Source organism: Caulobacter sp. GW821-FHT09B08 (genome assembly GCF_059418225.1).
The window spans coordinates 734,074-746,697 of record NZ_JBWKPL010000001.1; the positions used below are offsets into that span (position 1 = coordinate 734,074).

Here is a 12,624-nt window from a genome sequence, read left to right on the forward strand (position 1 = left end):
CTTCCCCCATCAAGGGGGAAGGATCAGAACCTAGTGCTGGCTCAGCGCCCGCCAGCCGATGTCGCTGCGATAGAACCCGCCCTCCAGCGACACCGTCCCCAGCGCCGCATAGGCCACGTCGCGGGCCTCGTGCAGGGTCGCGCCCAGGGCGCAGACGTTCAGCACGCGGCCGCCCGAAGCCACCAGGCGGCCGTCGGCGTCGCGGGTCGTGCCGGCGTGGAAGATCACGGCCTCGCCGCCGAACTCGCTGTCGGCGCCCTGGATCAGGCCGCCGGTCTTGGGCGCGTCGGGATAGCCCTCGGCGGCCAGCACGACGCAGATCGCCGCCTCGTCGCGCCACTTCGGAGGCTCGGCCAAGGCCAGCTCGCCCTTGGCGGCGGCCAGCAGCAGCGGGACGAGATCGCTCTCAAGCCGCAGCATCAGGGTCTGGCATTCGGGATCGCCGAAGCGGGCGTTGTATTCGACGAGCTTGGGGCCCGTCGGCGTCAGCATCAGCCCGGCATAGAGCACGCCCACATAGGGACGCCCCTCGGCGGCCATGCCCTCGACGGTGGGGACCACCAGCTCGCGCCAGGCCTGCTCGACCAGGGCGTCGGTCAGCACCGGCGGGGGCGAATAGGTGCCCATGCCGCCGGTGTTGGGGCCTTCGTCGCCGTCATAGGCGCGCTTGTGGTCCTGGGCCGCGCCGAACAGGACGGCGGTCTTGCCGTCGCAGATCGCGAACAGCGAGGCCTCCTCGCCGTGCATGAACTCCTCGATCACCACGCGCGCCCCGGCCGAGCCGAAGCGACCGCCCAGCATGTCCAGCACGGCGGCGTCGGCCTCTTCGCGCGTGGCGGCGATGGTCACGCCCTTGCCGGCGGCCAGGCCGTCGGCCTTGATCACGAACGGCGCTTCCAGGGTGTCCAGGAACGTCCCGGCCGAGGCCGCGTCGGTGAACACGCCATAGGCCGCCGTCGGCAGGCCGTGGCGGGCGCAGAAGTCCTTGGTGAAGGCCTTGGAGGTCTCCAGCTGCGCCGCCTGGGCGCTGCCGCCGAAACAGGGGATGCCGACCTTGGCCAGTTCGTCGGCCAGGCCGACCTCCAGCGCCGATTCCGGACCCACCACCACCAGGTCGGCGGCGATCTCCCGGGCCAGGGCCACCAGCCCCGCCACGTCGGTGACCTTCACGGAGCGCAGCTCGGCGACGGCGGCTATGCCGGGATTGCCCGGAGCGGCGACGAGGCGCCCGCACAACGGCGACTGGGCGATCTTCCAGGCCAGGGCGTGCTCGCGCCCGCCGGACCCGACGAGGAGGATGTTCAGCTTTTCCATGAGGCGGGGATGTCGCGCGGGGGAGGCGCGGGGTCAAGACAGCGATTGGCCCCCGTCCGCCGCGACCCACCCCAACGGCGTGGAGGCGAACGTTCCGCGCCGCCACGCTCGTCCCATGACCCAGCTCTTCTCCCCCGCCCTCGCCCTGCACATCGGCTGCGGCTTCCTGGCCGTGGCCACCGGACTGGTCCCGATCCTGAGCCGCAAGGGCTCGCGCCTGCACAGGGCGTCAGGGCGGCTGTTCGCGATCCTGATGACCATCCTGCTGGCCGCCGCCTGGGTGATGACCGCCCTGCACTTCAACGCCTATTTCGCCGCCCTGTCGGCGACGGCGAGCATCACCCTGTTCTCGGGCCTGCGGGTGCTGGGGCGCAAGCGGCCGGACCTGGATCCTCGCCAGCGGGCCAAGGCCCTGGACTGGATCGCCACCCTGGCCGTCGTGGCGGTCGGCGTCTGGGTGCTGGTCCCGGTGATCCAGGGGCGCACGGGGAACAAGGCGGCGGTCAGCGCGGCCCTGGTCTATGCCGCCTTCACCTACGGCGCCTGGGACCTGTGGCGGTTCGCCCGGCCGCTGGACTGGCCTTTTTCCCCGGACCTCTGGACCTACGAGCACCTTGTGAAGATGCTGAGCGCGTACGGGGCGGTGATCAGCGCCTTCTCGGGCAATTTCCTGACCTTCCTGCCCACGCCGTGGAGTCAACTCTGGCCGACCCTGCTGTTCCAACCCATGGCGGCGATCTGGATCGCGACGCTGGCGATCCGGCGGCGGCGCGATCGGCGCTGGGCGAGCGCCTGAGCCGCCTGCCGACCGCCGCGTGGGTCTGGGCCTTCGGGATCTACAGTTACGGCGTGACCACGGTGACGGCCGCCTGGTTCGCCCGGCGGTTCGCCGCCCAGCGGGGCTTCGACCTGAGCCTCGGCGCCTCGCTGCTGTGGCAGGGGGCCATCTACGCCGCCTGGCTGCCGACGGCGGGGCTGGTCTGGTGGATGCTGCGGCGCTGGGGGACGGGCGCGCGCGGGCTGACGGCCCTGACCCTGGCCATGCCGGGCGTGGTGGCGTTGGAGGCCCTGGCCACCACCGGCCTGGACGGCCTGCTGGCCGGGGCCGGCGATCCCTGGAGCCGCGCCCTCTCGCGCGCGCCGGTCTGCATCCTGCTCTACACCGCCATGGTCGCCGTGGGCCTGGCCGCCGCCCACCACCGCCGGGCGACCCTGGCCCGCGCCCGCGCCGACCTGCTGGAAGCCGCCCTCGCCGAGGCGCGCCGGACCCCGCCCCCGCCCGCGACCGAGCGCCTGATGGTCATGACCGGTTCGCGCCGGGTCCCGGTGGAGGTCGCGGCCGTCGAATGGTTCGCCGCCGCCGACAACTATGTCGTGGTCCACTGGGCCGATCGCGAAGGCTTGTTGCGCGCCACCCTGCAGGGCCTGGAGGAGCGCCTCGACCCCCGCGTCTTCGCCCGAGGCCACCGCTCGACTTTGGTCAACCTGGCCCGCGTCGCCGAGGCCGCCCCGCTGTCGGACGGCTCCTGGCGGCTGACGATGGAAAGCGGCGCGGAAGTGGTGACCAGCCGGACGTACCGGGACGAACTGCTGAGGCGGCTGGGGCGGTAGCCAGGGCGGCCCTGGTGGCCGGCTGTGCGGAAGTTATCCACAGGACGCCATGGCCGGGGGTGGGGACACACACTCACCCCACGGTCGCCCCCAAGTCGGACGAGGCGTCTCCATCCCCGCTCCCGCCGAGACAGACCTTCACGAATTCAATCCCTTGCAGGAAAACGCACGTTTCTTATCCCCACCCTCCGGGAGGGCCTCACACTGGGGTCATGACCCAGATCCAAAACACCCCCGCCCCATCCCTGGCCTGGAGCCAGGCCCTGCAGACCAAGCTGATGGCCGCCCTCGACGCGCTCTGGGCGATCCTGGAGGCCAGCGACGATCCGGCCGAGATCCGCCAGACCCGCGACAAGGCCAAGGCCATCGGCGACCTGGCCGCCATGGCCCGCAAGGTGGCCCAGATCGTGCCCCGCCCCCGCGCGGCGCCGGCGGCGACCGTCGCCTCGGCCTTCAGCGCCGCTCTGGGGCCGGTCGAAGCTCCCCTGGCGCCTCAGGCGGAGCAGTCCCGCCGGGCGCTGGACAGGCTGAAGGGCGGCGGGCGGGCGCGGCTTTAGCCGAAGACGCCATGCAATCGTCATCGGCCGTGGCATAGTCTTCCCCCATCACTTGGGGGACCGCATGAAGCCGCCGATCAAGAGCCTGGCCGACCTGAAGCCATCGCCCGGCCAGACCACGGCCTATGCCCGCCCCACGCCGAAGGTGACGCGGCGCAAGACCGCCAAGGTCATGACCGCCGAAGAACGCGCCGCCTTCCTGGCGTCGCGACCGGACCTGGCGCCGAAGGGGTAGCAGCCTCCCCTCCCGCCTTCCATCCGTCCCGGATGAAGCATCGACGAGCAGACGTTCCAAAGGTCAGAGAGGGGTGATGAGCCGACATGAATCCTTCTCCCCTTGCGGGAGAAGGTGGCCTGCGAAGCAGGTCGGATGAGGGGTCGAAAGCCCTGTCCGGAGAGTTCTGAGAGACCCCTCACCCGACCCCACTTCGTGGGGCCACCCTCTCCCGCAAGGGGAGAGGGATCTTGGTCCGAAACGGGTCGAAAGCGGAAGTAAGCCCCAAAACGCCAACAGCCCCGACCTCTCGGCCGGGGCTGTCGCACAATGCAAACTGACCGCGCCGCTTAAGCCGCGTCGAGATCCAGCGAGTACCCCGCCGAACGTACCGTGCGGATCGGATCCCCGTCGGCGTCACCGTTCAGCGCCTTGCGCAGGCGGCCGATGTGGACGTCCACGGTGCGGGCCTCGACATAGACGTCCGAGCCCCAGACGGCGTCCAGCAGCTGTTCGCGGCTGAACACCCGGCCCGGGTGCTGCATCAGGTAGTCGAGCAGGCGGAATTCGGTCGGGCCCAGGTGCACTTCCTTGCCCTGGCGCTTCACGCGGTGGGCCACCCGGTCGATGACGATGTCGCCGACCGTGATGCGGTCGTCGGCCAGGCCCGGGCGGATGCGGCGCAGGACGGCGCGGACGCGGGCGGTCAGCTCGATCATCGAGAACGGCTTGACCACGTAATCGTCGGCGCCGGTGTCCAGGCCCCGGATGCGGTCGCTCTCCTCGCCGCGCGCCGTCAGCATGATGATCGGCACGTTGCGGGTTTCGGAGCGGCCGCGCAGGCGGCGGCAGACCTCGATGCCGGACACCTTGGGAAGCATCCAGTCGAGGATGACGAGGTCGGGAGCGCGTTCGGAAGCCATGGTCAGGGCTTCCTCGCCGTCGCCGGCCACGCCGACGACGTAGCCTTCCTTGTCGAGGTTGTAGTGCAGCAGGGTGGCCAGGGCGTCTTCGTCTTCGACCACCAGAACGTACGGAGTCACTTCAGCCGGCCCTCTATCTTACTTGGACAGCTCGAGCTTGGGCCGCTGGGAGATGATCTCCTCGCCGGTCAGCTCGAAATGGATGATCTCGGCGATGTTGGTGGCGTGGTCGCCGATGCGCTCGAGATTCTTGGCCACGAACAGCAGGTGGGCGCACGGATTGATCGTCCGGGGGTCGCCCATCATGTAGGTCAGCAGTTCGCGGAAGATGGCGTTGTAGTGCTCGTCCACTTCCTCGTCGCGGCCCCACACGCCGATGGCGCGCTGGAGGTCGGAGGTGGTGTAGGCGTCCAGCACGTCCTTCAGGCGGCCCTGGACCAGACGGCCCATGCGCTCGATCGAGCGGGTCAGGGCGCTCATCGGGTCGGCTTCGGTCAGGATCAGGGCGCGCTTGCCGATGTTCTTGGCCATGTCGCCGCAGCGTTCCAGGCTCATCGAGATCTTCAGGGCGGCCACGGCGTGGCGCAGGTCCACGGCCATCGGCTGGCGCAGGGCGATCAGCTTGAAGGCCTTGCGCTCGATCTCGCCCTGCAGGGCGTCCAGGCGCTCGTCGCGGGCCACGACCTGCTGGGCCAGCGGCGCGTCGCGGCGGGCGATGCAGTCGATGGCGTCGGCCACCTGGGCCTCGGCCAGGCCGCCCATGCGGGTGACCTCGGCCGTGAGGTGGTTCAGCTCTTCGCCATAGGACTTGACGGTATGTTCGGTCATGTCGAGGTCCTTACCGGTTAGCCGAAGCGGCCGGTGATGTAGTCTTGGGTGCGGGTGTCGCGAGGATTGGTGAACATCTCCTCGGTCGGACCGCTTTCGACCAGCTTGCCCAGGTGGAAGAAGGCGGTCTTCTGCGACACGCGGGCGGCCTGGGCCATCGAGTGGGTGACGATGACGATGCAGAACTGGCTGCGCAGCTCGTCGATCAGTTCCTCGATCTTGGCCGTGGCGATCGGGTCCAGGGCCGAGCAGGGCTCGTCCATCAGGATCACCTCGGGCGAGACGGCGATGGCGCGGGCGATGACCAGGCGCTGCTGCTGACCGCCCGAGAGGCCGGTGCCGGGCTGGTGCAGGCGGTCGGAGACCTCGTTCCAGAGACCGGCCTTCTTCAGGCTGCTCTCGACGATGGCTTCCAGCTCGGCCTTGCCGGTGGCCAGGCCGTGGATTTTCGGACCGTAGGCGACGTTCTCGAAGATGGTCTTCGGGAAGGGGTTGGGCTTCTGGAACACCATGCCCACGCGCGAGCGCAGCACCACCGGATCGACGGTCTTGGCGTTGACGTCATTGCCGTCGATCTCGATCGAGCCGGTCACCTTGGCCGACGGGATCGTGTCGTTCATGCGGTTGATGCAGCGCAGGAAGGTCGACTTGCCGCAGCCCGACGGGCCGATGAAGGCGGTGACCGACTTGGCCGGGATGTCCAGGCCCACGTCGAACAGGGCCTGCTTCTCGCCGTAGAAGACGTTGACGTCGCGGGCCCGGATCTTGAACTCGCTGGTCGTGGCGTGGCCATGGCCGGGCGGGATGGCGGCCGCGAGGGCCGGAGCGTGAGCGGCGATGGTGTCGTCGCGGTTTTCGGTCGGCATGGCGTGTCCCAGCGAAAGGGAGGAAGCGAGAGGGTTCAGGAAGCGCATCGGTCTACCACCGGCGTTCGAAGCGGCGACGCAGGATCACGGCGGCGGCGTTCATGACGATCATGAAGACCAGCAGCACGATGATGGCCGCGGCGGTGCGTTCGTGGAAGGCCCGCTCCGAAGCGTTCTCCCAGATGAACACCTGGACGGGCAGGACGGTGGCGGAGCTGGTGAAGCTTTCCGGCGCGCCCGGCACGAAGGCGACCATGCCGATCATCAGGAGCGGCGCGGTCTCGCCCAGGGCGTGGGCCAGCGACAGGATGGCGCCGGTCATCACGCCGGGCATGGCCAGCGGCAGCACGTGGTGGAAGACGGTCTGGGCCTTGGAGGCGCCGACGCCCAGGGCCGCTTCGCGGATCGAGGGCGGCACGGCCTTCAGCGAGCTGCGGGTGGCGATGATCACGGTCGGCAGGGCCATCAGGGCCAGCACCAGGCCGCCCACCAGCGGCGAGCCGCGCGGCACGTGCAGCCAGTTGATGAACAGGGCCAGGCCCAGCAGGCCGTAGACGATCGACGGCACGGCCGCCAGGTTGTTGATGTTGACCTCGATGATGTCGGTCCAGCGGTTCTTCGGGGCGAACTCTTCCAGATAGACCGCGGCCAGCACGCCCACCGGGATGGCGATCACCGCGGTGATGAACAGCATCATGGCCGAGCCGATCACCGCGCCCCAGACGCCGGCCTGTTCGGGCTCGGTGGAGTCGGAGTTGGTGAAGAACTGGGTGTTGAAGCCGGCCTTGACGGTGCCGTCCTTCTGCAGGCGGTCCAGCCAGTCCAGCTGCTGGTTGTCCAGCTTGCGGTCTTCCTCGGCGGTCGAGCGCTTGATCTCGCCCTTGTAGTAGAGGTCGGCGTCGGCCTTGACCGAACCGGTGACGTTGACCGTCTTGCCGATCAGCGTCGGGTCCTTCTTGATCATCTGCAGCAGCTGGTTGCCGAAGTCGCGCGAGGTCAGATCCATGATCTTGCCCGACGTCGTGCCCAGGTCGTCGTCCTGGACGCCCAGCTTCTTCATCATCGCCTCGGCGACGATGTAGTCGTAGTTGACCCCTTCCAGCGCCGTCGTGTCGATGCGCTCGGGGTTCAGATAGACCGGCACCGTCAGGGTGTGGGTCTCGAAGGTCGAGTAGCCCTGGACGACGATCCGGCCGACCAGCACCACCAGGAAGATCATGGCGATGACGATCGCCGCGACGCCCTGGGCGCGGAAGACCTTCTCGGCGCGGTGGCGCTTCTTGAGCAGGGCCTCGCTGGCCGACAGGGCCGGACGGGCGGCCGGCGCGCCGGGGGAGATGGCGGCGTCAGTCATATTGTTCCCGATACTTCTGGACGATGCGCAGGGCGATGATGTTGAGGCCGAGGGTGACCACGAAGAGGGTCAGGCCCAGGCCGAAGGCCGACAGGGTCTTGGGGCTGTCGAACTCCTGGTCGCCCGTCAGCAGGGTGACGATCTGGACGGTCACGGTGGTGACGGTGTCCAGCGGGTTGGCGGTCAGCTTGGCCTGCAGGCCGGCGGCCATGGTGACGATCATGGTCTCGCCCACGGCGCGGGACACGGCCAGCAGCATGGCGGCCATGATGCCCGGCAGGGCGGCGGGCAGGACCACCTTCTTGACGGTCTCGGACTTGGTCGCGCCCATGGCGTAGCTGCCGTCGCGCAAGCTCTGGGGCACCGAGTTGATGATGTCGTCCGACAGCGAGGAGACGAAGGGGATCAGCATGATGCCCATCACCACCCCGGCCACCAGGGCCATCTGGTTCTGGACCTGCATCAGGTACTGGGCCAGGCCGTCCATCGGGCCGCCGGCCAGGTTCGCGCCGATGGCGTTGAAGAAGGCGCGGAACAGCGGGCCCACGGTCAGGGCGGCGAAGAAGCCGTAGACCACGGTGGGCACGCCGGCCAGGATTTCAAGCAGCGGCTTGACCGCGCCGCGTACGCCGCGGCCGGCGTATTCCGACAGGTAGATGGCCGAGTAGAGGCCGACTGGCGCGGCCACCAGCATGGCGATCATCATCACAAGGAAGGTGCCGGCGAACAGCGGCACGGCCCCGAAAGCGCCCGAGGAGGCCACCTGGTCGGCGCGCATGGCGATCTGCGGCGCCCATTCGGTGCCGAACAGGAAGCTGAGCGGATTGACGCTCTCGAAGAAGCGCCAGCTCTCGTAGATCAGCGACATCACGATGCCGAGCGTGGTGAGCACGGCGGCGACCGAGCAGGCCACCAGCAGGCCGCTGATCCAGCCTTCCACGCGGTTGCGGGCGCGGAACTCGGTGTTGATCCGGGGCGTGGCCAGCAGGAAGCCGGCCAGGGCCAGCAGGCCGGCCAGGCCCAGGATGGAATAGCTCACGATCCCGTTGATGCGCTTGGCGTCGACCACCTTGGCGTCGAGAGCGGCCTTCAGCGGACCTTCGTAGGTCACCTCGCTGGGCGCGACGCCGGCGGCGATGGCGCTGGCGTCGCTGAAGAACACCGCCTGGCGGTCGGGGGTCAGGGCCTGGACCGCCGCCGGGCGCTGGGCCTGCAGCATGGCGTCCTCGACCCGGCCGCCGAAGGCCGCGCCCAGCAGCAGCAGCAGGGCCGCCGGGGCGCCGGCCCAGAGGGCGGCGTACATGCCGTAATAGTTCGGCAGCGAGTGGAGCTTGGCCGTGGAGCCACCGGATGACTTCAGCGCGCGGCCTCGGCCGGCCATGAACGCCGCGCCGGAAAACAGGGCGAGGAAGAGGAGCGAGAGCCAGGTCAGCATGCGTGAGGCGGGGCCTTGCGCGAAAGGGGATGCGATGGCGGCGCACGACGCGCCGTACCGCCCGCGCCGATCTATGCCGTGCGGGCGCTGACCTTATGCGACGGTTTGACGACAGTTTTACGACAGAGCCCGGGAGCATGCCGGCCGGCGACGCGGCCCCGGCTCGCCCAGCCTCGGCGGGCGATATGTCGCATAGGTTTCGACGGGCCGCGCCGTTCCGTCAAGACCGCCAGATAACCGCGTCTTTCCGGAGACTTACCACTTTCGCCCAGGACGAGTCCGCCCTGGCGGAGTCGCGTGCGCGACATTCTGGAGCAGGCCGCCTTCAGGACTTGTTGACCAGCCACCCGCCCACATGTCCGGGATTTTAGTAGAGCCGCGCATCCAAGGAGCGACGCCGGTCATGATGTTCAAGCGTGCGCGCGTCCGCGCGGTCGAGACCCTGAGCGCCCTGGATCGGTCCCTGGCGACCATCGAGTTCGATCCCACCGGCAAGATCCTGGCGGCCAACGCCAATTTCTGCGCGGCCATGAACTACGCGCCGGACGAGATCGTCGGGCGCCATCACAGCCTGTTCGTGGATCCCGACTACGCCGCCAGCCCGGACTACGCCAATTTCTGGAAGAAACTGGGCCGGGGCGAGTTCGACGCCAAGGAGTATCTGCGCCTGGCCAAGGGCGGCGTCGAGGTCTGGATCCAGGCGTCCTACAACCCCATCCGCAACGCCCGGGGCAAGGTGGTGCGGATCGTCAAGATCGCCACGGTCATCACCGAGCAAAAGCGCCGCGCCGCCGAACAGGCCGGCAAGATGGAGGCCCTCAGCCGCGCCCAGGCCGTGATCGAGTTCACGCCGGACGGCCAGATCCTGACCGCCAACGAGAACTTCCTGGAGGCGCTGGGCTATTCGCTGACCGAGATCCAGGGCAAGCACCACCGGATGTTCGTCGAGCCGTCCTACGCGGCATCACCCGACTATGCCGACTTCTGGCGCAAGCTGAACGCGGGCCAGTTCTTCGCCGACGAGTTCAGGCGCCTGGGCAAGGGCGGCCGCGAGGTCTGGATCCAGGCCTCCTACAATCCGATCTTCGACCACCGGCGGCGCATCGCCAAGGTCGTGAAGTTCGCCACCGTGGTCACGGGCCGCGTCCACGCGGTCAAGGAGATCGCCACGGGCCTGGAGCGCCTGGCCAACAACGACCTGACCTATCGCATCGACACCCGCGTCGACGTGCAGTTCGACAAGGTCCGCAACGACTTCAACACCGCCATGACCGCCCTGGACGAAGCCATGGGCGTGGTCGCCCACGCCACCCAGGGCGTCGGGGCCGGGGCCCACGAGATCTCGGTCGCCTCCGACGACCTGTCGCGCCGCACCGAACAGCAGGCCGCCAGCCTGGAGGAAACCGCCGCGGCCCTGGACCAGATCACCGCCACGGTGAACCGCAGCGCCGAGGGCGCGCGCCAGGTGTCCAAGACCGCCACCGCCGCCCGCGGCGACGCGGCGCGTTCGGGCGAGATCGTCAGCGACGCCGTCGCGGCCATGGGCGAGATCGAGGCCAGCTCGACCAAGATCACCAGCATCATCGGGGTGATCGACGAAATCGCCTTCCAGACCAACCTCCTGGCCCTGAACGCCGGGGTCGAGGCGGCGCGAGCCGGCGACGCGGGTCGCGGCTTCGCGGTCGTGGCCTCCGAGGTCCGGGCCCTGGCCCAGCGCTCGGCCGAGGCGGCCCGCGAGATCAAGATCCTGATCGCCAACAGCACCTCTCAGGTGTCGCGCGGCGTCCAGCTGGTCGGCGAAACCGGGACGGCCCTGGCCGCCATCGTCGAGAAGGTGGGCCAGATCGACGGCCTGATCTCCGAGATCGCCCAGTCCTCGCGCGAGCAGGCCCAGGGCATCAGCGAGGTCAACACCGCCGTCAACCGGATGGATCAGGTCACCCAGCGCAACGCGGCCATGGTGGAAGAGGCCAACGCCGCGTCCAGCAACCTGCAGACCGAGGCCGCCGAACTGACCCGCCTGGTGGCCCGTTTCGTCACCAGCGCCCGCGTCGACATGGCCGCCGACCACCGCGCCCGAATGGCAGGCTAGGCCGCGGCTTCAGCGCCGCCCTTGGCCATCGGCAGATAGACCCCGAAGGTCGCGCCCTCGCCCTGGACGCTCTCGACCGTCATGCCGCCCCGGTGGCGGTTCACGATGTGCTTGACGATGGCCAGGCCCAGGCCCGTGCCCGAGCGCTCGCCGCTCTTCTGGCCCTCGACGCGGTAGAAGCGCTCGGTCAGGCGCGGCAGGTGCTCGCGGGCCATGCCCGGCCCCTTGTCGCTGACCCGGAACGAGGCGTAGCGCTCCTCCACCGCGTGGTCGGGGGTCAGCAGCGACATGCGCGCGGCGGCCGGGTCGCGCGGGGCGACGGCCATGTCGGCGGTCAGGCCCGAGAAGACCTCGATCCGCACCACCCCGTCGCGCGGGGTGTATTTGATGGCGTTGTCGACCAGGTTCTGGATCACCTGGACGATCTGGTCGCGGTCGCCCTCGACCACGGCCGCGCCGCGCGGCGGCAGGATGGGGTCGAAGCTCACCGCCTTGTCCTTGGCCTGGGGGGCCAGGGCGTCCAGCACGTCGACCGTGGCCATGGCCAGGTCCACCTGGCCCAGCGGGGCGATGTGCTCGTTCAGCTCGATCCGCGACAAACTCATCAGGTCGTCGATCAGCCGGGCCATCCGCTCGGCCTGGGCCTGCATGATGCCCAGGAACCGGTCGCGGGCCCCGACGTCGTCCTTGGCGTGGCCGCGCAGGGTCTCGATGAAGCCCGACAGCGAAGCCAGGGGCGTGCGCAGCTCGTGGCTGGCGTTGGCCAGGAAGTCGGCGCGGGTGCGCTCGCTGCGGCGGGCGTCGGTCTCGTCGCTGAGCACCAGCAGGGCCAGGCGCGAGCCGCGCTCGTCGACACCCAGCGGCGCGCAGTGCGCCACCCATTCGCGGGCCTGGGTCCCGCCGCCCACATAGTCGACCGAGCGCCGCACGCCGCCGAACAGGCTTTCGTCCACCGCCTCCAGCACCTGGGGGCTGCGCATGGCCGAGACCAGCAGGCCGCCGCGCGGCGCCAGCTTGAACAGGTCGCGCGCCGCGGCGTTGGCGAACACGAATCGCCGACCGGTCAGGTCGTCGGCCTCCTCGGCGGCGATGACCATCAGCGGATCGGGCAGTGTTTCGAGAATCAGGCCGAAAGGCGGCGGCTGGTCGACCACGGCCGGGGCCGGGAGCGGTGCGCCCGGATCGGCGGGCCGGCGCAGGGTCCGGCGGGCCAGGACATAGGCCGCCCCGCCGCTGACCAGGGCCAGGGGCACGGCCGCCGTGGTGTTGGCCCCGCCCGCCGCCGCCAGCGCCAGAAGGGCCGCGGGCCCCGCCAATACCGCGCCCCACACGCCCAGGGGCGTGCCGGCGGGCCCGTCGGAACGGGCGGGCGAGGAAGGCGAAGCCATCGGCATGCGGTGGACTCGATTTCAGGGAAGGGAGGGATTCGT

The 12,624-nt window shown here is 69.7% G+C and carries 12 protein-coding genes; 5 read left to right on the top strand and 7 right to left on the bottom strand.

Going from position 1 to position 12,624, the window contains the following annotated elements; genetic code table 11:
• Window positions 1-30: 30 nt before the first annotated feature.
• Window positions 31-1,314, bottom strand: coding sequence for a phosphoribosylamine--glycine ligase (purD, locus tag AC07OA_RS03530; protein WP_494662372.1), 1,284 nt, complete (start codon window positions 1,312-1,314; stop codon window positions 31-33).
• Window positions 1,315-1,429: 115 nt separating this feature from the next.
• On the opposite strand from purD, the gene AC07OA_RS03535 reads away from it, so the two are divergent.
• The 4 genes from AC07OA_RS03535 (at window position 1,430) to AC07OA_RS03550 (ending at window position 3,717) form a co-directional block, all read left to right on the top strand.
• Window positions 1,430-2,110: a DUF2306 domain-containing protein gene (locus AC07OA_RS03535; RefSeq protein WP_494662373.1), complete on the top strand. Its 681-nt coding sequence runs from the start codon at window positions 1,430-1,432 to the stop codon at window positions 2,108-2,110.
• A gap of 53 nt (window positions 2,111-2,163) precedes the next feature.
• A complete protein-coding gene (locus AC07OA_RS03540) occupies window positions 2,164-2,925 on the top strand; it encodes a LytTR family DNA-binding domain-containing protein (protein ID WP_494662374.1) in 762 nt (253 codons plus the stop codon).
• Between the two features lie 212 nt (window positions 2,926-3,137).
• Window positions 3,138-3,482, top strand: a complete 345-nt coding sequence (locus tag AC07OA_RS03545) for a hypothetical protein (protein ID WP_494662375.1) — start codon at window positions 3,138-3,140, stop codon at window positions 3,480-3,482.
• Between the two features lie 64 nt (window positions 3,483-3,546).
• Window positions 3,547-3,717: a hypothetical protein gene (locus AC07OA_RS03550; protein ID WP_494662376.1), complete on the top strand. Its 171-nt coding sequence runs from the start codon at window positions 3,547-3,549 to the stop codon at window positions 3,715-3,717.
• A 329-nt stretch (window positions 3,718-4,046) separates the two neighbouring features.
• On the opposite strand, the gene phoB is transcribed toward AC07OA_RS03550, so the two are convergent.
• The 5 genes from phoB to pstC are packed head-to-tail and all read right to left on the bottom strand — an operon-like array spanning window position 4,047 to window position 9,102.
• Window positions 4,047-4,739, bottom strand: coding sequence for a phosphate regulon transcriptional regulator PhoB (gene phoB, locus AC07OA_RS03555; RefSeq protein WP_494662377.1), 693 nt, complete (start codon window positions 4,737-4,739; stop codon window positions 4,047-4,049).
• An 18-nt stretch (window positions 4,740-4,757) separates the two neighbouring features.
• Entirely contained in the window at window positions 4,758-5,447 is a 690-nt protein-coding gene (phoU, locus tag AC07OA_RS03560; RefSeq protein ID WP_494662378.1) for a phosphate signaling complex protein PhoU, read from the bottom strand.
• A gap of 17 nt (window positions 5,448-5,464) precedes the next feature.
• Entirely contained in the window at window positions 5,465-6,313 is an 849-nt protein-coding gene (pstB, locus tag AC07OA_RS03565) for a phosphate ABC transporter ATP-binding protein PstB (RefSeq protein WP_494662379.1), read from the bottom strand.
• A 52-nt stretch (window positions 6,314-6,365) separates the two neighbouring features.
• The gene (pstA, locus tag AC07OA_RS03570) at window positions 6,366-7,667 is read right to left on the bottom strand and encodes a phosphate ABC transporter permease PstA (RefSeq protein ID WP_494662380.1); all 1,302 of its coding nucleotides are present in this window, start codon (window positions 7,665-7,667) and stop codon (window positions 6,366-6,368) included.
• Window positions 7,660-9,102 carry a phosphate ABC transporter permease subunit PstC gene (gene pstC, locus AC07OA_RS03575; RefSeq protein WP_494662381.1) on the bottom strand — a complete coding sequence of 481 codons (1,443 nt, stop codon included), beginning with the start codon at window positions 9,100-9,102 and terminating at the stop codon, window positions 7,660-7,662. The genes pstA and pstC overlap by 8 nt, the downstream gene beginning before the upstream one ends.
• Window positions 9,103-9,505: 403 nt before the next feature.
• On the opposite strand from pstC, the gene AC07OA_RS03580 reads away from it, so the two are divergent.
• Window positions 9,506-11,194 carry a methyl-accepting chemotaxis protein gene (locus AC07OA_RS03580; protein ID WP_494662382.1) on the top strand — a complete coding sequence of 563 codons (1,689 nt, stop codon included), beginning with the start codon at window positions 9,506-9,508 and terminating at the stop codon, window positions 11,192-11,194.
• Here the strand turns inward: AC07OA_RS03580 and AC07OA_RS03585 are convergent.
• The gene (locus AC07OA_RS03585; protein WP_494662383.1) at window positions 11,191-12,588 is read right to left on the bottom strand and encodes a sensor histidine kinase; all 1,398 of its coding nucleotides are present in this window, start codon (window positions 12,586-12,588) and stop codon (window positions 11,191-11,193) included. The two genes, AC07OA_RS03580 and AC07OA_RS03585, sit on opposite strands and share 4 nt — an antisense overlap.
• Window positions 12,589-12,624 lie beyond the last annotated feature (36 nt).